This window comes from Fluviicola sp. (genome assembly GCF_039596395.1).
In the GTDB taxonomy this organism is placed as follows: domain Bacteria; phylum Bacteroidota; class Bacteroidia; order Flavobacteriales_D; family Crocinitomicaceae; genus Fluviicola.
This window is the reverse complement of the sequence record NZ_JBCNJT010000004.1, coordinates 373,069-393,923: the sequence shown is the minus strand read 5'-3', so window position 1 is coordinate 393,923 and position 20,855 is coordinate 373,069. Positions and strand designations below refer to the sequence as shown.

The 20,855-nt window shown below is 42.7% G+C and carries 18 protein-coding genes; 3 read left to right on the top strand and 15 right to left on the bottom strand.

Annotated features, from left to right (window positions below; genetic code table 11):
• Positions 1-3: 3 nt before the first annotated feature.
• From murI to ABDW02_RS19340, 9 genes are all read right to left on the bottom strand, one after another.
• The gene (gene murI, locus ABDW02_RS19380) at positions 4-831 is read right to left on the bottom strand and encodes a glutamate racemase (protein WP_343637569.1); all 828 of its coding nucleotides are present in this window, start codon (positions 829-831) and stop codon (positions 4-6) included.
• Between the two features lie 27 nt (positions 832-858).
• Positions 859-1,737 (bottom strand): 4,5-DOPA dioxygenase extradiol, encoded by an 879-nt coding sequence (gene ygiD / locus ABDW02_RS19375; protein WP_343637567.1) that lies wholly within the window; start codon positions 1,735-1,737, stop codon positions 859-861.
• 105 nt (positions 1,738-1,842) lie between these two features.
• Entirely contained in the window at positions 1,843-2,367 is a 525-nt protein-coding gene (locus ABDW02_RS19370; RefSeq protein ID WP_343637565.1) for an OmpH family outer membrane protein, read from the bottom strand.
• An 81-nt stretch (positions 2,368-2,448) separates the two neighbouring features.
• Positions 2,449-2,967, bottom strand: a complete 519-nt coding sequence (locus ABDW02_RS19365; RefSeq protein WP_343637563.1) for an OmpH family outer membrane protein — start codon at positions 2,965-2,967, stop codon at positions 2,449-2,451.
• Between the two features lie 43 nt (positions 2,968-3,010).
• Positions 3,011-5,608, bottom strand: coding sequence for an outer membrane protein assembly factor BamA (gene bamA, locus ABDW02_RS19360; RefSeq protein ID WP_343637561.1), 2,598 nt, complete (start codon positions 5,606-5,608; stop codon positions 3,011-3,013).
• An 8-nt stretch (positions 5,609-5,616) separates the two neighbouring features.
• Entirely contained in the window at positions 5,617-6,354 is a 738-nt protein-coding gene (locus ABDW02_RS19355) for an isoprenyl transferase (RefSeq protein ID WP_343637559.1), read from the bottom strand.
• A gap of 124 nt (positions 6,355-6,478) precedes the next feature.
• On the bottom strand, positions 6,479-6,766 hold the full coding sequence (locus ABDW02_RS19350; RefSeq protein WP_343637557.1) for a F0F1 ATP synthase subunit epsilon: 288 nt from the start codon (positions 6,764-6,766) through the stop codon (positions 6,479-6,481).
• Between the two features lie 125 nt (positions 6,767-6,891).
• Positions 6,892-8,394: a F0F1 ATP synthase subunit beta gene (gene atpD, locus ABDW02_RS19345; RefSeq protein ID WP_343637555.1), complete on the bottom strand. Its 1,503-nt coding sequence runs from the start codon at positions 8,392-8,394 to the stop codon at positions 6,892-6,894.
• Between the two features lie 312 nt (positions 8,395-8,706).
• Complete coding sequence (locus ABDW02_RS19340; protein ID WP_343637553.1) at positions 8,707-9,564, bottom strand: energy transducer TonB; 858 nt, start codon at positions 9,562-9,564, stop codon at positions 8,707-8,709.
• Between the two features lie 278 nt (positions 9,565-9,842).
• On the opposite strand from ABDW02_RS19340, the gene ABDW02_RS19335 reads away from it, so the two are divergent.
• Positions 9,843-10,649 (top strand): hypothetical protein, encoded by an 807-nt coding sequence (locus ABDW02_RS19335; RefSeq protein ID WP_343637551.1) that lies wholly within the window; start codon positions 9,843-9,845, stop codon positions 10,647-10,649.
• Between the two features lie 327 nt (positions 10,650-10,976).
• On the opposite strand, the gene ABDW02_RS19330 is transcribed toward ABDW02_RS19335, so the two are convergent.
• The 6 genes from ABDW02_RS19330 to ABDW02_RS19305 all read right to left on the bottom strand — a co-directional run bounded on the left by ABDW02_RS19330 (position 10,977) and on the right by ABDW02_RS19305 (position 17,030).
• Positions 10,977-12,590 (bottom strand): hypothetical protein, encoded by a 1,614-nt coding sequence (locus ABDW02_RS19330; RefSeq protein WP_343637549.1) that lies wholly within the window; start codon positions 12,588-12,590, stop codon positions 10,977-10,979.
• A gap of 229 nt (positions 12,591-12,819) precedes the next feature.
• Positions 12,820-13,728 carry a substrate-binding domain-containing protein gene (locus ABDW02_RS19325; protein WP_343637547.1) on the bottom strand — a complete coding sequence of 303 codons (909 nt, stop codon included), beginning with the start codon at positions 13,726-13,728 and terminating at the stop codon, positions 12,820-12,822.
• Between the two features lie 277 nt (positions 13,729-14,005).
• Positions 14,006-14,860, bottom strand: a complete 855-nt coding sequence (locus ABDW02_RS19320; RefSeq protein ID WP_343637545.1) for a TonB family protein — start codon at positions 14,858-14,860, stop codon at positions 14,006-14,008.
• A gap of 3 nt (positions 14,861-14,863) precedes the next feature.
• Positions 14,864-15,499 carry a biopolymer transporter ExbD gene (locus ABDW02_RS19315; RefSeq protein WP_343637543.1) on the bottom strand — a complete coding sequence of 212 codons (636 nt, stop codon included), beginning with the start codon at positions 15,497-15,499 and terminating at the stop codon, positions 14,864-14,866.
• 6 nt (positions 15,500-15,505) lie between these two features.
• Positions 15,506-16,189, bottom strand: coding sequence for a biopolymer transporter ExbD (locus ABDW02_RS19310; RefSeq protein ID WP_343637542.1), 684 nt, complete (start codon positions 16,187-16,189; stop codon positions 15,506-15,508).
• A 40-nt stretch (positions 16,190-16,229) separates the two neighbouring features.
• Complete coding sequence (locus ABDW02_RS19305) at positions 16,230-17,030, bottom strand: MotA/TolQ/ExbB proton channel family protein (RefSeq protein ID WP_343637540.1); 801 nt, start codon at positions 17,028-17,030, stop codon at positions 16,230-16,232.
• 446 nt (positions 17,031-17,476) lie between these two features.
• Between ABDW02_RS19305 and paaZ the strand changes: the two genes are divergently transcribed.
• On the top strand, positions 17,477-19,552 hold the full coding sequence (gene paaZ, locus ABDW02_RS19300) for a phenylacetic acid degradation bifunctional protein PaaZ (RefSeq protein ID WP_343637538.1): 2,076 nt from the start codon (positions 17,477-17,479) through the stop codon (positions 19,550-19,552).
• 109 nt (positions 19,553-19,661) lie between these two features.
• Entirely contained in the window at positions 19,662-20,855 is a 1,194-nt protein-coding gene (locus ABDW02_RS19295) for an energy transducer TonB (protein ID WP_343637536.1), read from the top strand.

Here is a 20,855-nt window from a genome sequence, read left to right as displayed (position 1 = left end):
TTTTTAATGAAGGGTTAAATGTTCGGCTTCTATCTGGTCATTCATCAGCAGGGAAGCTTTCTCGCTGAAGTCTTTGGCGTTTTCAGTTGTCAGGTATCTGACCGTTCCGCCTTTAGAGCATTGCTCCTCCATTTCAGGGTGGCGTTCCAGGTAATCTGCCAGGCTTTCTGCTACGATTTTTCCCTGGGCGAGAACTTCGATATGCGTGGGAAGCAAGCGCTGCAACTGTTCCATTAAAATAGGGTAGTGCGTGCAAGCCAGTAGGATGGTGTCGATCTTCGGATCTTTCTCCAAAATAGAAACCAGATCACTTTGAATGAAATAAACCCCTCCGGGCGTGTCGAATTGATTGTTTTCGATCAACGGTACCCACATCGGGCAGGAATGCTGATTCACTACGAGGTCCGGAGCAAATTTCCCCAATTCGATCTGGTAACTGTTCGACCGGATAGTTCCGTCTGTTCCCAATACACCAACGTGTTTCGTTTTCGTGTGTTTGTCCAGTTCCTCCGTGCTCGGGCGAATAACTCCCAATACGCGTCTGTCCGGGTATAATTCCGGAAGTTTGATGCGCTGAATGCTTCGAAGTGCTTTTGCGGAAGCAGTGTTGCATGCCAGGATTACCAGCGAACAATCCCTGTCAAACAAAGCCTGAACAGCTTGCCAGGTATATTCGTAGATCACGTCGAAACTTCGGGAACCGTAAGGGGCTCTGGCGTTGTCTCCAAGATAGAGGAAATCGTATTCGGGAAGTTTTTCTCTGATTTCTTTCAAAACGGTCAATCCACCGTATCCGGAATCAAAAACACCAATTGGACCTTTCACTGACATGTTCCAAAAGTACACAACGTTTCTGTTTTACCCAAATCGAACGGAAGTCATATTCAGCGAGCCTCCGACCAATTCATTGTTGAATATTGAAATCTCATCTTTCGAGTCGGATAGGCCCAAACTGTAGATCATCGGGAAATAATGGTCCGGTGTCGGGATAGCCAATTGCGCAAATTGACCGAGTTTCTGATAATCGATCAAAGGCTGGTGGTTCCGGTCCAGGATCAGCTTGTTGAAAGTTTCGTTTGCTTCAATGGCCCAGTCAAACCCGAAGTTCGGTGTATTTAACTTTTCCCAGGCAACCATTCGCAGGTTATGCACCATGTTTCCACTCCCGATAATCAAAACACCTTTCTTGCGCAATTCCTTCAGTTCCTGTGCCAGGGCGTAGTGATAAGCCGCCGGTTTGTTGTAATCAATGGAAAGTTGAAGCACCGGAATGTCTGCATCCGGGTACATGTGCCGAACTACCGTCCAGGTACCGTGGTCCAATCCCCATTCGTGGTCCAGATGCACGGTTGTGCTTTTTACCAGGTCTTTGGTTTGTTGTGCGAATTCCGGGCTTCCGGGAGCAGGGTATTGAACGGTGAATAATTCATCCGGGAAACCGCCGAAATCATGAATGGTCTGCGGATGCTCCATGGCGGTAACATACGTTCCGTTGGTAAGCCAGTGCGCGGAAATAACCAATACCACTTTCGGGTTCGGCAAGTGGTCAACCTCGCTTTTCCATTGCCTGGAAAAATGATTGTTCTCGATTCCGTTCATGGGAGAACCATGCCCGATAAATAATACCGGATAGGTGTAATCCTCTTCGTTCAATAATTTTCCCAGTGAAGCAACAGAAGTCAATCCGCCGAGTGCAGCAAATCCTAACATACCTTTTACAAATGATTGGCGTTTCATGGTACAAATATACGATGTTATTAATTACCATGGTAATTAAAGTGTGTTAAATACGTAGGGCCGGAAAATTTTCCGGCCCTACATTTAATAATTATGGATAGTATATTACTTACCTGTCTTTTTAGCTTCTGCTTCCAATTTCAATAACTCAACGATTACTTCGTTCGTTACATCAATTCCACCTGCAGAGAAAAGCGTTGTGCTCTCATCGATGATGTAGTTGTATTTCTTTGCATTCGCAACAACAGCTACAGCTTTCTTTACACGATCCAAAATCACAACATTCATTTCCTGTGTCATTGTTTGCAATTGCTGGTCGATTTGTTGCTGACGCTCTTCCAGGTTTTGTTGCATACGACGGATACGGTTTTCTTCGTATTGTCTAACAGTTTCGGACATAGTAGGAGCATCTTTCTGATACTTGATATAGGCAACTTGAATAGCGCTGTCGGCATCCTTAAGCTCTTTCAAACCTGCGTTCTCGATGTCTTTGATTTCTCTGATAGCAGCTTTACGTGAAGGCATCGTGTCCAATAAAACTTGAGACTTCACGTGCCCGATTTTCGATTGAGCTTGTGTAGTTGCGATTGCACATACAGTTAGTGCCAGGGCAAATAGGATTTTTTTCATTTTTGTTTTTATGTTTCGTTGTTTTTGTTGTTACTTTCATTTCCGGAGGATCACCGATCCAACATCTTCAAAAGCAATATTTTACTTGGTGCTAACACCCATCTCTCTCAGAACCTCGTCGCTGATATCGAATTTGCTATCGGCATAAACCAGGTTACTTTGATTTGACTTGTCAAAGATAAAACTATAATTCCGTTTTGAAGCAACTGTTTGCATAGCTTCGTAAACCCGGTCCTGAATCGGTTTAATTAATTCTTGTCGTTTTTGGAAGTAATCCCCGGAAACTCCGAAACGCGTTTGCTGCATTTCCATGGCTTCCGATTCCAATGTTTTAATTTCCTCCTCGCGTTTTGTTTTCTCTTCGGCAGGTAATAAACTTTCTTCTCTCAGAAAATTCTCCTTTTTCTTTTTGATCATTTCATAACGCTCTTCAATTTCTTTGGTCCAACGTTCGGCCAATTTGTCTAAACGCTCCTTAGCCTCTTTGTATTCCGGCATTTTACCCAAAATGAATTCCGAGTCAATGTAACCGTACTTTTGAGCGGAACTGACAAAGGTCATGCCAAAGACCATGAATAAGCATAAAACAAGAGTTTTCATAGGCGAAATTTGAAAGAACGACGAAGATAACATTTTTATTGTTTTAAAGTTCACCCAAATTCATACCGATGGTAAACGTGAATTTCGGGAAGAAACCTTTTGAATCGATTGATTGGTCAATGGAGCCTCCGTATCCGGAAGAGTGCTTATCCAATTTGTCGAAGCCCCAACCGTAATCCAATCCGAGCATACCGAACATCGGAAGGAAGATACGGACACCTGCTCCGACACTTCTTTTCACGTTAAACGGATTGAAAGTTCTGAAGTTGGTATACGTGTTTCCTGCTTCGGCAAAAGCCAGTACGAAGAACGTAGCCTGCGGGTTCAGGGAAATCGGGTAACGCAATTCCATGGTGTATTTCGCAAGGATCGGGTCACCGGCGGTGGAAGACAGAGCATTGTCGTCATATCCTCTCAAAGCGATGATCTCACGGCCTCCGAACTGGTTTACCCCGGAAAGACCACTACCTCCTAAGTTAAATCGTTCGAACGGCGTCAATCCTTTTGCTGCGTTGTAAGCTCCCATGTAACCGAATCCGATGCGCGGCATCAAGACCAGTTTTTTATCCGGTGTAAGCGGTAAATAGTATTCGAATGTGAATTTCAGTTTGTAGTACTCCAGGTATTTGAATGTTTCCTGCGCAGTCATGGTACTGAAATCCTTTTTTCCGCCCATTAATGAATACGGAAGCGTTCCTTTTGCCGTGAATGAGATCTTGGATCCTTCCGTCGGGTAGATCGGTGAATTGATCGAGTTACGCTGCAACGCATATTTCAAACTGATGTCGTTTGCGTATCCGTCATTAAAGCTCGGGAATAAGGAAGAATAATTACGTACATCGTAGTATTGGTAAGCCAATTCATAGTATGCACTGAAGTAATCATCCGGGAATTTCTTGCGTCTTCCCAAACCAACTCCCATTCCGGTAATAGCAACTCCCTGGTAAGCAGGATCTCGTTTCTTAATAGTTACACTGCTTGAGAAGGAAGTGTGGTTCAAATAGAATGTAAAGGAATTCGGTTTTTTTCCACCCAACCATGGCTCCGTGAAAGAGAAGTTGTATCCCTGGTAAATTCTTCCGTTGGTTTGTGCGCGGATAGAAAGGCGTTGTCCGTCACCCGTTGGAAGCGGGCTCCATGAATTCGGTTTGAAAATATTTCTAACGGAGAAGTTACTGAATGTCAATCCGAGTGTTCCGATGATACGGCCGGCACCGTAACCCCCGGAAAGCTCGATCTGGTCTGCAGATTTCTCTTCCACGATGTATTCAATGTCTACTGTTCCGTCTTGCGGGTTCGGGATCGGGTTTACCTGGAAACCTTGCTCGTTGAAGTAACCCAATTGTGCCAATTCACGCTGTGTACGGATAATGTCGTTTCTGCTGAACAAATCACCCGGTTTTGTGCGGATTTCCCGGCGGATTACGTGCTCATTCGTTTTGTAGTTTCCTTTGATGAAGATGTTCTTCACACGTGCTTCTTTCCCTTCAACGATGCGCATTTCATAGTTGATGTGATTCGCCGTTACTCCGGTTTCTACCGGCTCTAAATGGAAGAACAGGTATCCGCGGTCCATGTAAAGCGATGTGATGTCCCTTCCGTCCGGACTTTGGTGCAAGCGCTGATCCAATAAAGGTTTGTCGTAAATATCCCCGTATTTGATACCCAAAACGGTATCCAGCGTTCCGGAACTGAATTTCGTGTTCCCGATCCAGGAAATGTCCCCGAAATAGTATTTCTGGCCTTCTTCCACTTTCAGGTAAATACCGATATTTCTACTGTTGATCGTGTAAACCGAATCCGTTACGTAATGAACGTCTCTCAGACCAACTGCGCGGAATTTATCCAATACTGCTTCTTTGTCTCGTGTATAGGCCGTGGAATTGAATTTCGAACGTTTGAAAATACGCATGATGGATCTTCTTTTGGTATCCTTCATGGCTCTTCTCAATTTCCAGGGTTTTACGGAAGTATTTCCGTCAAAAGTGATGCTTTTGATCTTTACCTTCTTTCCTTTATTGATATCGATGAAGAAAATCTCGGAATTGTTAATCAAGGTATCCTGAACCTGTGTAATGCTTACCGTAACATTGTTAAACCCTTTTTCCAGGAAATAACCTCTGATCTTGTTCTTGGTTTTGAATAATAAGTTCTCTGTGATGGTCTGTCCCGACGACAGATCTACTTCTTCGCGGATCTTATCCACTTCTCTTTTGGAAACTCCCGTAAAGCGGAAGCGGGAAAGTTTCGGTCGCGGGGTCAGCTTAATGACTAAATAAATCACTCCTGCTACTTCTTTTTCAGCTTCGATTGCCACCTGGGAGAACAATCCTTCATTCCACAGGTTTTTAATGGCGTTACTGATGCGGTCGGAAGGAATGGTAATGATTTCTCCCTGCTTCAGTCCGGCAATCAGTTTGATGGCCTGCGGGTCGAAATTGTCGGCCCCTTCGATGCGAATGGGTCCTAAAGTATATTTTTCCGTTTTTCCGTAACTGAAATCCAATCCGCCGCCGATGGTGGTACCGGTTGGTTTGACAGAATCAACTTTATTTGGGGTATTGTTTACGTTCATGGAATCCACCTGCCCGAAAGACACAAAGGCGCACGTAAGAAATAAAATTGATAGGAAATTTTTCATAGAATACATTATAATTGTTCGGATACCATTCCGAAACGTCTTTCTCTTGACTGGTACTCAAGAACGGCTTTGTACAGATCATCCTCGCGGAAATCAGGCCATAAAACGGGGGTAAAGTAAAATTCACTGTATGCAGCCTGCCAAAGCAGGAAGTTGCTCAAACGGTTCTCACCGCTTGTACGGATCAATAATTCAGGGTCAGGAATATCTTTGGTTGAAAGGGTAGAGGTAATGAGTTCCGGAGTAATGGACGAAACATCCAGCGTTTCTTCTTTTACGCGGGAGGCCAGTGTTTTTACTGCTTCAGCAATTTCCCAGCGGGAACTGTAATTCAATGCTATCACCAGGTTTACTCCTGTATTGTTTTTAGTTGATTCGATGGCGTTTTGTAATTCATTCCGGCAATCTTCCGGTAAACCGTCCGTGTCGCCGATACTCAGCAAACGGACATTCTGAGCATTCAATTCGTCCACCTCGTTTGCAATGGTAAAAACCAACAGGCTCATCAATCCTTCGACTTCGTCGGCCGGGCGGTTCCAGTTTTCAGTGGAAAAGGCGTACATCGTGGCATATTTCACCCCGATATTCTTGCAGGCCGTCAGGGAAGCACGAACCGAGTCAACTCCGAAAGAGTGACCATACAGGCGTTCCTGCCCTTGCTTTTTAGCCCAGCGTCCGTTCCCATCCATAATGATGGCGATATGCTTAGGTACGTTTGTCAAATCTATTTGATCCTGTAGATTCATGATTACAGAACGAAAATAATTAAAGAATCTTATGTACTGGTGCAAAAATACGTATTATAACAGACCTTAACAAAAAAAGGACCCGCCACGGCGAGCCCCTTTTTATTTGGTTTATTGCTACGTATTATTCTGCTAATACGATAATTTTATTGTTTTGCATTTCCACTACACCACCTTTGATCGCAACATGGATGACTTTCCCGTTGTTCTCAGCAGTAATGTTCGGGTTCGTTTTAGAAGTTACTTTGAAAGCTTCCACTAAATCTACTTTAATGCTTCCTGCACTTAATCCGGAAATAATCGGTGCGTGGTTGTTCAATACCTGGAAAGATCCGTCTAATCCCGGAAATTGAACCGCAGTTGCTTCACCTTTAAAAACCAATGTTTCAGGAGTGATAATTTCTAATTGCATCTTTTTTGGATATTAGGACTTTAGGATTTTAAGACTTTAGGACTTTAAGATTTTAGGACCTGAATGGTGCAGCATCCTAAAATCTAAGTCTTAATATCTTGATGTCCTGATGTCTTATTGTCTAATTAAGCTTCAGCCAACATTTTCTCACCTGCAACTTTCACATCTTCGATGCTTCCTTTCAGGTTGAATGCTGCTTCAGGGTATTTATCCATTTCACCGTCAAGGATCATGTTGAATCCTTTGATTGTTTCGTTGATATCTACCAATACTCCAGGGATTCCTGTAAACTGCTCCGCAACATGGAATGGCTGAGACAAGAAACGTTGTACACGACGAGCGCGGTGAACGATCATTTTATCTTCTTCAGACAATTCATCCATACCAAGGATCGCGATGATATCCTGTAATTCTTTGTAACGCTGTAACGTGATTTTTACACGGGAAGCACAGTTGTAATGCTCATCACCTAAAATTGCCGGAGTAAGGATACGGGATGTAGAATCCAATGGATCCACAGCCGGGTAAATTCCAAGCTCGGAAATTTTACGGGACAATACCGTAGTTGCATCCAGGTGGGCGAATGTGTTTGCCGGAGCCGGATCCGTTAAGTCATCTGCAGGTACGTAAACCGCTTGTACGGATGTAATAGATCCTCTTTTTGTAGAAGTAATTCGCTCTTGCATCGCACCCATTTCAGTTGCCAGTGTTGGCTGGTAACCTACCGCTGATGGCATACGTCCAAGTAGTGCAGATACCTCAGAACCAGCCTGAGTGAATCGGAAGATGTTGTCTACGAAGAAAAGGATGTCTTTTCCTTGTCCTTCTCCGTCACCGTCACGGTAGTATTCTGCCATCGTCAATCCGGAAAGGGCAACACGTGCACGAGCTCCCGGAGGCTCATTCATCTGACCGAATACGAAAGTAGCTTTAGACTCTTTCATTTCGTTCAAATCAACTTTGGAAAGATCCCATCCTCCTTCTTCCATAGAATGAAGGAAAGCCTCTCCGTATTTAATAATTCCTGATTCCAACATCTCGCGCAATAAGTCGTTCCCCTCACGAGTACGCTCACCTACACCTGCGAATACGGATAAACCTCCGTGTCCTTTAGCGATGTTGTTAATCAATTCCTGGATCAATACTGTTTTACCTACACCGGCACCACCAAAAAGACCAATTTTACCTCCTTTTGCGTAAGGTTCGATCAAGTCGATTACTTTGATACCTGTAAACAACACTTCTGTTGCCGTAGATAAGTCCTCAAATTTAGGAGCTTCACGGTGAATTGGTAAACCGTTTGTGTTATCCACTGTGTTGATACCGTCAATAGCTTCACCAACTACGTTGAACAAACGACCTTTGATTTGATCTCCGGTAGGCATTTTAATAGCGCTTCCAGTAGAAACAACCTCCATTCCACGACGGAATCCGTCAGTAGAGTCCATAGAGATTGTACGCACTGAATTTTCTCCAACGTGTGACTGAACTTCCAGAACTACTTTTGTTCCGTCTGCTTTAGAAACCTCTAATGCATCATAGATGTTTGGAAGGGACACGCCTTTGTCGAATGTTACATCGACAACCGGTCCGATTACCTGTGATATTTTTCCTTGAATTTTGGACATTTTGTTGCCTTTTAAGTGTATTCCTTAATTTGGGCGCAAAGTTACTGTTTTTATTTTTTTATCCAATTATTCTGAAACAAAACTTCCTAAAATTTTAGAATTAAGGAAGTTCGATGATTCAAAAGTTTCAGCCGCGGCTGATTAAAAAGTTAAAAAGTTAAAAAGTTCAAAAGTTAAAAAGTTCAAAAGTTCAAAAGTTCAAAAGTTCAAAGTAGATTGATTAAACACCTTTGAACCCTTTGATCCAAATAAAAAAGGCGGGCAGCCGAAGCATACCCACCCTTTCCGGATTATGAAAAAGAAAATCGTTTTCTATTGAATGTTGATCGGAAGACGGTAATAGCTTTTTACTTCTTTCCCGTTTAATTTTCCGGGTTTCCAGTTCGGCATCGATTTTACCACCTTGATTGCTGCTTTTTCGCAGGATTCGCAATCTTCGCTTGTTTTTGTAACGGACACCGAAGAGATCGTTCCGTCTGTGTCTACTACAAACTTCAGGTAAACTTTCGCGTTTCCGTCGATGATGTTCAAATCGATGTTGTCCTTGATGAATTCGTGCAAAGCTTTCATTCCACCCGGAAATTCTGCTGGTTCGTCGACGTAAGTAACCGGATCTACATTTTTAATGATCTCAATGGGTGCGCCGCTACCTCCTTTTCCCGGAAGGTTAAATCCTGGCTCGTCCCAATCTCCTCCCGGTTCACCGGTTTGAGCCTGATTGCCAATGGCTTTATTTCCCTCAGGAGGAGTTACGTTATCCTGATCTGTATCAGAAACCACTAATTCACGAAATTCTGCTATTTCTGCTTTAGAAGGAGCAGCAGCCGGTTGTTCAACGACTTCCGGAATATCCGGAATTTCTTCTTTGGTTGTAAGATCCATCGTCCATGCTTTTAGATCAGTTTCCACCGGTTTTCTCTGCTCAAGTGGTTTGAACAGTGTAGAAGCTCCCCACAATGCACCGATTCCAACAGTTACTCCCAGGAATACCAATAGGATTCTTTTGTCGTAATCTCTCCGGATCTGGTATGCGCCATATTCCTTGTTGCGGTTTTCGAATACCGTTTCGTTGCGCTCTTTTGAAGTCACCATTTGCCATGACTTGGAAGAGAAGTAATCATAAAGCGAGAACGCTGCGATGATTGCCATGATTGAAAGTGTAAGTACCATGATTTGGTTTTTTTAAGTTTATTATCTAGCTAAACGTAAATCCAATAGGCCTTTTTGGCTTTACTTATATTCTAATCTAATAAAGAATCGAATACCTTTTTTTAAAAGAATTTTATCTGTCGAAATGCCTTATTTAACGGTAGCGCAAACAAATTGAAAAGATTTCAGTCTTTTGGTTTTAAGTGATTTAGCCGACTAATGAACCGGGAACATAGACGAAGGCCCGGCTGATTGGCACGAATTTGGTAAGTTTGGGAAAAATTTAAAAAATTAAACAGATGAAAATAGTTACTACTATCGCTTTTATTGGGGCAGTGGCTCTTTCAGGGACAGTGTTTGGCCAATATGAAAAAGTATATTACAGAGACACAACCTTTGAAACGGAAGCTTACAAAGTGGAGATTGACAACGTGGTTGCTCTTCCGAAGGAATTGAAGTTCAGAATGAACATTGTAAACAAAACCAATGATTGGCTTCTGTACAATTCGGATGAAAGCAAAATCGAACTGGGCGGAAAGAGCCTGGATACAAAGGACAAGTATATTTTGATCGCACCGAACGACAGCAAGAAAAAAGTCATGCGTGCGGTAGGCGCAAATCTGAATGATGCACGAACTTTTAATTTTGTTTGTGAAGGAATTTACAAAGTAGCATTGAAACCCGCTGTTGCGACACCGGTATTCCGTTTGCCTGCTTCCAATAACGAATTTGTTGCCGGGAATTTTAAGATTACACTTGCAAATTCAGCAAAAGAAACCGCAAAGACGGATGTGAAGTTCAAGGTAACTTATACCGGTGAAGGATTGGCGTTTGTTTCTCCGGCAAAAGTTTCAGTAGAAATGCCGGATGGAAATCTGTATGCAACTGCCCGTTCGAAAGCAGATGTTTTTGCTATGAAAAAAGGAGAAACTGAATCTTTCCTGGCTACCTGGGAACGCATGGAAGGCGGATCGAAAATGGATATGCAGCTGGTTGAAATGTTGATCCATTTTGAAGGAGTTTTCCAGGAGAGTACACAAACAAAGCTGGATAGAAAAGTGCTTCCGATGTCCTGGAACGATGCCCTTACAATGGGGAAGAAATAAAAAAGTTCAAAGAGTTTAAAGGTTCAATTTTGGACCAGTGAAGCCCGGGTAAATGCCCGGGCTTTTTGTTTCCTGATGTTCAGATGTTGCCCCAAGATTTTCCTGTTTGAAAAAGAATGCAGGGGCGCAATGCTTTGCTTCTCCACATGATATTCCTGAAAAAAACCGGCAATTGTTTTCAGTACGTGGATGAATTAAACTGATTTTAACCTTTACACCATTTATTAGTCCATCATTCCTGACAGATCTATGATTGTCTTGAAACTTCTTAAAACAAAAAACTCCCGACATTCTTGTCGGGAGTTTCTATATAGAACTCTGTAAGTCTTACTTCTTAAAGTAGGCATTTGCCTGTGCGTCTTTCGGATCTAACTCCAAAACTTTGTTCCACATGGCATCTGCTTTTGCTTTATCTTTCATCGGAGAGTTTACGTAGTAATCTCCCAAATATTTCGAAGCTTCGATGATGTAAGCCTTGTAAGTACCGGAAGCGATATCTTCAGGACTCAAAGCTGCCAGGAATGCCTCGTATTGTGGCTGAGCAAGGTACGCTTTTGGTTTGGAATTGATATCCATTTGTACTCGTGATCTAGCCTGCCAGAAAGGACCTCCCGCGAATGTCGGGTAAGTTGTTGCCAAACGACCGAAGATCGAATCAGCCATTTTGTAATCTTTTGGCCCGAAGTAATAAGCGCGTCCGAAGTTGTAATAAGCTGTCGCATCCATTTTGGTAGGATACTGGTTCATCATTTTCGTGTAAACCTCAATCAGCTTCGGATAGTTCTTTTTCTCCGTGTAGATAGCTGCAATATCAGAAAGGTATTCGGAAGCTTTGGCAGTATCGATTGCCGCCGCAAGGTAATATTGCTCGATCGTTTTATCTTCCTGACCCAATTTGTCGTAGATCATCCCCATGTATTTGTAATCCACGGAAATCACTTTTTCTTTCGGAACTGATTTGAAGAAATCTTCTCCGGCTTTCAACGCTTCTACATAACGCAAGCTGTCTTTCGCCTCGTTGCACTCATATAAAGAGTAGTACAGCATACGTTTCGTATACATATTGGAGAATCCGTTTTTAGTCAGCTTGTCCAATTGAGGCAAAGTGTTGCAATATTGTTTTCCTCCGAACAGGGAGCTTGCATAACGGTAACGCGCTTCGTCCGTATCGTTCAGTTTCAAATACTTTTCCCACATTTCAATCGCAGCGTTGTACTGGTCGAACAAAATGTTCAACTCGGCATTTTCACGGTATGCAGGAGCATAATTCGGATCGGCAGCCTGAGCTTTCTTATATTCTTCATTTGCCAGTTTGTAGTTTTGAACGCGCTGATAAATCTGAGCTTTACGTACAATTACACGTGCTGAATTCGGCTCGATAGCCAAAGCATTGTTGTATTGTTCTGTTGCCTGAGTTGCGTTCGATCCGCTTTGAGCAAGCAATACATCACCCAAAAGGATGTAAGCATCGATGTTTTTGGAATCCAGACGAACAGCGTCACGCAAATATTTTTCTGCTACCTTCAGGTTTTTGATCGGGCCTGTTGCGTAAGTTTCCCCGATACGGTGAAGAACAACCGGGTTTTTGCCTTTTGTTTTCTTGACAATCTCGCAGAATTGCTGACCTGCAGTTGTTGTGTCTCCGGAGAAATACAACGCTTTCGCAGCAGCAACCATTCCTAATTTATCTTCCACGTTGATGGATCCTGCTTTTCTCCACTGTGTGATTGCAGAGTCTTTTTCACCGATCAATGCATAGAAATTTCCAAAGAAGAAAGCATTTTCTACACTTGTAGGGTCAGCCTGAACCAACTTTTGATAATCTTTACGCGCTAAATCGTAACGCTCGTTTTCCGTTTTCTTGTTAGCGTCCTGCAAAGTCTGAGCCTGAACGGCTGTTCCTAAACCTAATGCAAGTACGAATAGTTTTAACTTGTTCATGTTTTTTTGTCTTTTCAACGTATTGGTCTCTGTACAATTCCTTTGCCAAATTAGTATAAACTGTTCAAATGGAATCGTTTCTTAACGATTATTTCATATTTATCGACTTGTCTGCGGGCCCCATTGACTGATCTATTAGTTCAATGAGTTTAAATGTTTCAGACGTGGCTGATTCAAAATTTTAATGATGGAACTCTTTGAGCTCTTTTTGGAACCCTTTGAACTTTTGTTATTCCGTAACAAAATTAATTTCCCGCGGAGTTCCTTTTCCCGGGCCCAGTTCGCATTTCTCCAGCAGCAACTGGCCTTCGCGTGCATTGAGCCAATTCACAAAACCGGTATTCAATCCGTCCGGTGCTCCGGAATTGATTGCCCAGATCGGGCGCCAAAACGGGTATTTCCGCTCCGTAATATTTGCTTTGGTAGGTCGCCAGTAGTATTTATCATTTCCCTGGATCCCTACCACTCTGAATTTTTTCAGTCTTGCCTGTACTTTCGGGTCGTCGAAGTCACTGATGTGGTTGTAGCCGATTACTCCCAAGGTGTTCGGATTATCCTGGACATATTTGATCAGGTCTTCCGTATTTTTTGCTGCGTGGACCTGTTTCCCGAAATCGGTACCGATCCATTTCAGAAGGTAATTGAAATTGGCCGACTGTACCTGGTCAAATACAATTTCGACCGGCTTTTGAGAAATTGGCCAGGTAGTGCTTTTGCCTTTTAATAAATCGCGAAGCTGATCCTGGGTCAGTAGAGTATCCATGTTATTCAGATTCACAATAAAGGTAATAGCATCGTGCGCAATGATGTCCGAAGTAACGGTAATATTGAGAGATCTCAGGTATTTCTTTTCTTCTTTGGTGTAATCCCTCCCGATGAAAATAGTCCGTGCTTTTCCTTCCGACAATGCTTTCATGGCGTTTGTTTCACTGGTATAAACCAGGTTGATATCTGCCTGCGGGTAAATTCCCGTGAAGACTTCGGATGCTGTTTTGATCAGCGGCTGGAAGGATTCGTCCAGGTACATGGTTTTCTTTCCGCGTCTGGGAGTATCATCCGGCGTTTGATTGGTGTTGCAGGAATACTGGATTCCCAAAAGAGCTACCAGGCTTAGACTTAAAATGACCCGTTTCTTCATAACCTTATTCTTCTTCTTCTTTTTTACTGTTTTTAATTAATGTGTAAAGGCGAAAACCTCTGTAAAAACCATACAGAAGGAGTATTGCGATACACATTTGACGCTTGAAACCATTGAGGGTGTCCATTTTAAGATCCGTGAATATGAGATAATAACTCAATATCAGGCACATGATCACCATGAAACCGGAAATAAAAAAATTGACGTTCTTGAACATACTAAACGAAAAAAATCCCCCTGACATTAAAAGTCAGAGGGATTACTATTACTAATGAAATTAATTCAATTTAAATGAAACCGGTAATGAGAAGGTACTGTTTACGGCTTTACCGTTAATTTTCCCCGGTGTCCATTTCGGCATGGCTCTCACAACGCGAATTGCTTCCTGGTCACACTCCGGACAATCTGTTACACCTTTTTTCACTTTTACATTGGAGATGTAACCATTCTCACTCACTACGAATTGCAGGTAACATTTTCCTTCCAATCCCATTTCAACCGCTGTTTGAGGATACTTGATGTTTTCAGCAAGGTATTTTTTCAAAGCAGCCATACCACCGTTCGGTTCAGCTGGCTCATCCACGATGTCGTAGATCACTTCTTCTTTTTTCTCTACTTTTTCCTCTTTCTTAACAACAACTTCAGTCTGCTTGGCAAATGCATCCGTCTCTTCGTGAGTATCCGTATCTGCTTTTACATCCTTCACTTCTTCCTGAGGAGGTACATCATCGTTCTGAGTATCTGAAATTTCAGGTGGAACGAATTGGATTGTTTTCTCCATCGGCGGAACTTCCGGCTCCAACGGTTCAACGATATCCTCTTTTTCCAAAGGAGCATCAACAGCAAACGCTGTCAAATCCAAAGGAACTTCTTTTGGTTTTTCCGTAGGAAGATTCATAATCAACTTATAAATCCCGAAAGTTGTTCCGATGAACAGGATTACCCCGGCCATAACAAGTATCAGGTTACGACTGTAATTTGTACGGATTTGGTACGCACCATATTCATGGTTACGGTCCTCAAATACGATCTCGTTACGCTCGTCAGATGTTACCTGCTGCCAGCTCTTTGCGCTGAAGTACTCATACAATGAGAGTCCAGCTACCAGAATTACAACAACTGCTACTAACATATATTACTGTTTTAATTTTGCGTCCAATAATTCCTGCTCGCTCTTTGTAATATCTACTGGAGCGATTACCCCGATCTGAGCAATGTACAATTCATCAATCACATCAATGAAGTTGCGGGTCTTCGCTTTCATATCGGTTTTCACCAATACTTTCAATGCTTCAGGTTTCCCTTTTGCTTCAATGAGTTCTTTCTTGTAAATCGAATCACTGATCTGTTTCTTGTCCAGTTTCCCTTTCAATTCAGTGATCTTGTTCAATACGAAAGTGTTTTTCTCCTTAAGGATTTTACGAATTCCTTCCGGACCGAAGTTTGTCTCAGTTAATTGTGTTGCAGGTTTCCCTTTTGTATTACCAACCGGATAAAACTCTCCTTCGTAGTAAAACACTTTATCATCAGAAATCAAAAAGGTAATACCATTCTTAACCTTAGGAGGCTCTTTCGTTTTTACGTCTTCCTTTGCAGGGTAAGTTAAACTCATCACTTTCGGTTTCGCGAAAGTGGAAGTCAATACGAAGAATGTCAACAACAGGAAACCTAAGTCTACCATTGGAGTCATATCAATCCGGGCGGAACCTTTCTTAGGGCGTTTCTTGCCGCCTTTTTCGCCGCCGCCACCGCTTTCTACTATTTCTGCCATAACTTCTTATAATTGTTGTGCTTCCTGGGAAGTCACGAAATTCAAATTGTTCAACTTCAGGTTACGGAATACTTCGATCACCGTTTTTACTTTCACATATTCAGCTTCCATATCGGCCTTCAATACGAATTTCGGTTTGAAATCTTCCGGTTTCAGAGGAACTCCTCCTTTTCCTTGTTTGGCATTTTCTTCTTCAAACTTCGCTTTTCCGTAGTCAAGCATCTCACGGTTTGCAAAATTGATCCAGTCAGCCAACTCGTTGTTTCTCGTTGTATCAACCGGAATCGTTGCATTCGGTAAGTTCTTGCGCTCGTCACTGTTCAGCGAAAGGTATTTCGGAAGCTCACTCATGCTGCATCCAAAACCTCCTTCCAATCTGGTGAATGTTGTAATGTTCTCTTCAGACAACGGCACTTTGTATTTTGCCATCATTTGCATCAAGACTTTTTTGCGAACTTCTTCTCCGGAACAAGTGAAAAAGACTCTTCCTTTCGTGTCCACGGTAACCATTACCAGGGTCTTTTGAGGAATATCGTCTTTCCCGATCGAAGAAGGGATTTCGACTTTTACAACTTCGTCTGTACGGAAGTCGGCTGCTAGCATGAAGAATGTAACCAAAAGGAAGGCCAAGTCAACCATTGGCGTCATGTCAATGGAAGGGGAACCTTTAGGTAATTTTAATTTAGCCATTCTTACTTATATTATTTCTTCGCCCGAAGACGAATGAATATTAATTGTTAGCGTTAAAGTTTTGAACGATAGCAAAACCAGCCTCATCCATTGCGTGAGTCATTTGATCAATCTTCGTGTTGAAGAAGTTGTACATCACTGTAGCCAATGTAGAAGCGAAGATACCAAAGAACGTGTTGATCAAGGCCTCGGAGATACCGATTGATAATTTAGTTGTATCAGGAGTACCAGCACCCATCGCCTGGAAGGATTTGATCATCCCCAATACCGTTCCGATCAAACCGATCAATGTACCGATAGATACACACGTAGAGATAATTACCAAGTTTTTAGACATCATCGGAACTTCCAAAGAAATTGCCTCTTCGATCTCTGCTTTGATGATCTCTGATTTTTGCTCTTTATCCAAAGTAGGGTCTTTCTGTACGGATTCGTACTTCTCTAATCCAGCGCGGATTACGTTAGCCAAAGATCCTTTTTGCTTGTCGCACTCTTCCAATGCACCCTGAATATCATTCGAGTCCATCAAAGATTTGATTCTTTCAACGAAAGTGTTGATGTTACCACGACCTTTCGTTTTGGAAATACTGATGAAACGCTCAACAGAGAAAATAATTACGATGATGTTTACCGCCATCAAGAAAGGTACGATGATACCTCCTTTGTAGATAGTACCAAGCGTGTTGTTGTCAATCGGGTGTTCATTCGGATCACCATTAACGAAATTTGCAGGATCTCCTAAAATGAAATAATAGATCAGAAATCCAATTCCTAATGCAATTGCAATAGATAATGAGGCAACTAATGATGAAAAACCTCCTCCTGTTTTTGTCTTGCTCATAATTTAGTCTTTATTGAAACTTTTTACATGTTTAAGCCTCAAACATACTAAAAAGGTTTTAATTAGTTCCAAACCTTTTAGTGAAATGAGTTGCCTTTTTTATCAAAATGTTTCAAAATGCGTTTTAAGTACCTTAATTATCAATTGAACGAAAGAATCTGATCTGTTTTGCGGAATGTTACGGTAAAATCAAACCTGCATTAACACAATGTGAACATTCTAACCTTCAGGCTCCCGTACAACCAACGAAAAATTTGGTTCAATGAACTAAAAAATTGTTCCGGATATTCGATAGAACTCTGCCGCTGTCAGAAGTGTGTACAATCAGTAAGGGCGTAAAATTTTACGCCCTTACTTCTCACTTCTTTTAAAGAAATTACCGCATTTTGCAACCGTCCTGAAGGAGTGTTGTATATTTGAAATGAAATTTTTCAGATCAGATCAAGATGATACAAGTAAAGAATTATATATGCGGCCAGTGGGTTGCCGGCGAAGGGGAAGAACAAAAGATTTACAACGCCATTACCGGAGACCAGATCGGCTCGGTTTCAAGTGCCGGACTGGATTACGAAGCGGCGCTGAATTACGGAAGAACGGTCGGTGGAAAGCAATTGCGTAAAATGACTTTCCAGGAGCGCGGCCGTATGCTGAAAGCCCTGGCTTTGTTCTTAATGGAACGCAAGAAAACCTATTACGAAGTTTCTGCCTGGACAGGTGCTACGAAAGTGGATTCCTGGATCGATATCGAAGGTGGTATCGGGAATTTATTTGCGAACGCGTCTTTGAGAAGGCAGTTTCCGGATCTTCCTTATTATGTAGATGGAAATGCTGCGCCTCTATCCAAGAACGGATCGTTTATCGGGCATCATATCATGGTGCCGAAACAAGGGGTTGCTATTCACATCAATGCGTTCAACTTCCCGATTTGGGGAATGCTGGAAAAAATCGCCGTGAATTTGATGGCGGGTGTTCCTGCAATCGTGAAACCTTCGGAGTTTACCAGCTACCTGACAGAAGTGATGGTGAAGGATATCATTGATTCAAAAATCCTGCCGGAAGGTGCATTGCAATTGGTTTCGGGCTTTGGCCGCGGAATTATCGACCACGTTACCAACCAGGATGTCGTAACTTTTACAGGAAGTGCTTTTACAGGTAGAAAACTAAAGGCGCATCCGCGTTTGATCGAAGAGTCTGTACCGTTCAACCTGGAAGCAGATTCCCTGAATGCCATGGTGCTGGGTGAAAAAGCTGCTCCGGGAACGGAAGAGTTCGACATTTTCGTGAAGGAAGTTACTAGAGAGATTACGATCAAGGCGGGTCAGAAATGTACGGCTGTACGTCGTATCCTGGTTCCGGAGAATTTCCTGGAAGACGTACAAAAAGGAGTTGCAGCCCGTTTGGCATCTACAACCATTGGTGATCCTAAGGTGGAAGGAGTGCGCATGGGAGCTTTGATCAACAGAACACAGGTAGACCGCGTTCGGGAGAATGTGGAGTTACTGGCAAAATCACAACAGATCGTTTACGGGGATTTGGACCAGTTCGATGTGGTTGGTGCGGATAAGGACAAAGGAGCATTCTTTTCCCCGATCCTGTTCCTGAACGATTCTCCGTTCGATAAGCAGGATGTGCACAATGTGGAAGCTTTCGGGCCGGTTTCAACAATCATGCCTTATAAAAACCTGGATGAAGCGATTGAATTGACCAAATTGGGGAAAGGTTCATTGGTGACTTCCATTGTTACTGCTGACGATAAAGAAGCACGCGAGTTTGTAGTAGAAGCTGCTTCTGTAAACGGGCGTATTTTGGTTCTGAACAAGGATTGTGCGAAAGAAAGCACGGGCCACGGTTCTCCGATGCCATTATTGACTCATGGCGGACCGGGTAGAGCAGGAGGTGGAGAAGAAATGGGTGGAAAGCGCGGAATCATGCATTATTTGCAGCGTACGGCTATCCAGGGACATCCGACAACCATTACCGAAATTACCCAGCAATACCAACAGGGCGCTAAAGGAAAAATCGGTTCCGTTCACCCGTTCAAAAAACATTACGAAGAACTGGAAGTCGGAGATCAGTTGATCACAGACAGCCGTTTAATCACAGCCGAAGATATCGATGCGTTTGCAGCTTTGAGCGGCGATAATTTCTACGCCCACAAAAGAGAAACGAATTTTACCGGAACCATGTTCGATCAGCAGGTGGCACACGGATACCTGATCATGAGCATTGCAGCCGGGTTATTTGTTGACAGCTACGAGATCAACCCGGTATTGCTGAATTACGGGATCGATGAATTGCGTTTTACCAAGCCGGTTTATCCGGGAGCGAATATCCACATTCGATTTACCTGCAAGGAAAAAGTGAGCACCGATGTGACTCCGAAAGAAGACGATCCGAAAACACATATCCAGCGCGGAGTAGTGAAGTGGCTGGTCGAAATGCTGGACGATACCGATGAACCATTGGTAGGAATTGCAACGATTTTGACCATGGTGAAAAAATTGGATCAGACAATCAGTTAATAATATATTTCATAAGGTAAGGGTGCGATTATCGCACCCTTTTTATTTTTCAGGATAACCGGTTGATTAATATGAATTTCTGTAATTTGGTGCCTGAAATTTAAACACCATGAAAATCGCTTTATTTCTTTTTCTTTCCCTTGTTGCATTGCCTGGCTTTTCGCAATCTAAAAAAGCATTGAACAGGAGCCTTCTGAAAACACATGCGCAATTAGTGCAAAAGAATGATTCCCTGAACCGGATTATCAATCAAAATCGAAAGAAGTTGATGGATTTGATTACATCCTCTTCCAGAACCGCAAGTAGCTTGTACGGATTGCGCCAGGATTTCCAGGGATTCAAAACTGACATTGTCGATTTTCAGAAAAAATTGACAGATCTAAAGTTCGATCCGGCCACACTTGTTCGCCAGGATGAATTGAATACCATCTATGGAACTTACGAGGATGTCGATTATCTGAAAGAAATAGGAGAATGCAAACCAACTCTGAAACCGGCAACTGTCACCCCCATTGAAGATTTTTCAAAGGAGAAGTTAAAGGTACAGAATGAACGCCTGGCTCAAAAAAACCAGGAATATACTACCGTTATTGAAAGTAAGGGGCAAATTCTCCGCAGTTATGAGGAATTAACCTTGAAACTCAATAGCATAGTCCGGAAAATGGAAGCGGAGAATGTGACGCTCACCAGGAATACCCATTTATTAGGGATAAAATATGGACTGTTGCGTTCAAAATGCGTGGAACTGGAGGAGAAAAAAAGGTTGGAAGAAATTGCTGCGGAAAATGCAAAGAAAGAAATGGCCATGAAAACGGCTCCGAAGAAGAATAAGAAAGGAAAAACAATTCGATTTGCTCCTCCGGTAATTACTGAAGATGTCCCTTCTATAACAGGGTTTAATGAGAATTCCGGTTTTGAATCAGATTTGATGCCGCCTCCGCCCCCACCTCCTACGGCGGTTGAGTATTTTGTAAAGCAAGAGCCAGAAATTTTTAACGTGGTTGATGAACCCGCATCTTTTCCCGGTGGCCGTGAAGCATTTGTAAAATACCTGGAGGAAAAACTGGTTTATCCGCAGGTTGCCAAAGATGCCGGAATCTCCGGGAAAGTATATCTGAAGTTCGTTGTTTCAGAGCAGGGAGCTATTTCTAATGTGAAAGTTATGAGAGGAATTCCTGACTGCAAGGAATGCGATCGGGAAGCAATTCGTGTGGTGACGACCATGCCGAAATGGATTCCGGGAAAGAACAATGGTAAAGCGGTGAATTCCTACTGCAATCTTCCGATCGTATTTAAATTATAA

Bases quoted from the DNA above. Each gene is read 5' to 3' on its own strand.
- murI (WP_343637569.1), bottom strand. From the start codon at position 831: ATGTCAGTGAAAGGTCCAATTGGTGTTTTTGATTCCGGATACGGTGGA.
- ygiD (WP_343637567.1), bottom strand. From the start codon at position 1,737: ATGAAACGCCAATCATTTGTAAAAGGTATGTTAGGATTTGCTGCACTC.
- ABDW02_RS19370 (WP_343637565.1), bottom strand. From the start codon at position 2,367: ATGAAAAAAATCCTATTTGCCCTGGCACTAACTGTATGTGCAATCGCA.
- ABDW02_RS19365 (WP_343637563.1), bottom strand. From the start codon at position 2,967: ATGAAAACTCTTGTTTTATGCTTATTCATGGTCTTTGGCATGACCTTT.
- bamA (WP_343637561.1), bottom strand. From the start codon at position 5,608: ATGAAAAATTTCCTATCAATTTTATTTCTTACGTGCGCCTTTGTGTCT.
- ABDW02_RS19355 (WP_343637559.1), bottom strand. From the start codon at position 6,354: ATGAATCTACAGGATCAAATAGATTTGACAAACGTACCTAAGCATATC.
- ABDW02_RS19350 (WP_343637557.1), bottom strand. From the start codon at position 6,766: ATGCAATTAGAAATTATCACTCCTGAAACATTGGTTTTTAAAGGTGAA.
- atpD (WP_343637555.1), bottom strand. From the start codon at position 8,394: ATGTCCAAAATTCAAGGAAAAATATCACAGGTAATCGGACCGGTTGTC.
- ABDW02_RS19340 (WP_343637553.1), bottom strand. From the start codon at position 9,564: ATGGTACTTACACTTTCAATCATGGCAATCATCGCAGCGTTCTCGCTT.
- ABDW02_RS19335 (WP_343637551.1), top strand. From the start codon at position 9,843: ATGAAAATAGTTACTACTATCGCTTTTATTGGGGCAGTGGCTCTTTCA.
- ABDW02_RS19330 (WP_343637549.1), bottom strand. From the start codon at position 12,590: ATGAACAAGTTAAAACTATTCGTACTTGCATTAGGTTTAGGAACAGCC.
- ABDW02_RS19325 (WP_343637547.1), bottom strand. From the start codon at position 13,728: ATGAAGAAACGGGTCATTTTAAGTCTAAGCCTGGTAGCTCTTTTGGGA.
- ABDW02_RS19320 (WP_343637545.1), bottom strand. From the start codon at position 14,860: ATGTTAGTAGCAGTTGTTGTAATTCTGGTAGCTGGACTCTCATTGTAT.
- ABDW02_RS19315 (WP_343637543.1), bottom strand. From the start codon at position 15,499: ATGGCAGAAATAGTAGAAAGCGGTGGCGGCGGCGAAAAAGGCGGCAAG.
- ABDW02_RS19310 (WP_343637542.1), bottom strand. From the start codon at position 16,189: ATGGCTAAATTAAAATTACCTAAAGGTTCCCCTTCCATTGACATGACG.
- ABDW02_RS19305 (WP_343637540.1), bottom strand. From the start codon at position 17,030: ATGAGCAAGACAAAAACAGGAGGAGGTTTTTCATCATTAGTTGCCTCA.
- paaZ (WP_343637538.1), top strand. From the start codon at position 17,477: ATGATACAAGTAAAGAATTATATATGCGGCCAGTGGGTTGCCGGCGAA.
- ABDW02_RS19295 (WP_343637536.1), top strand. From the start codon at position 19,662: ATGAAAATCGCTTTATTTCTTTTTCTTTCCCTTGTTGCATTGCCTGGC.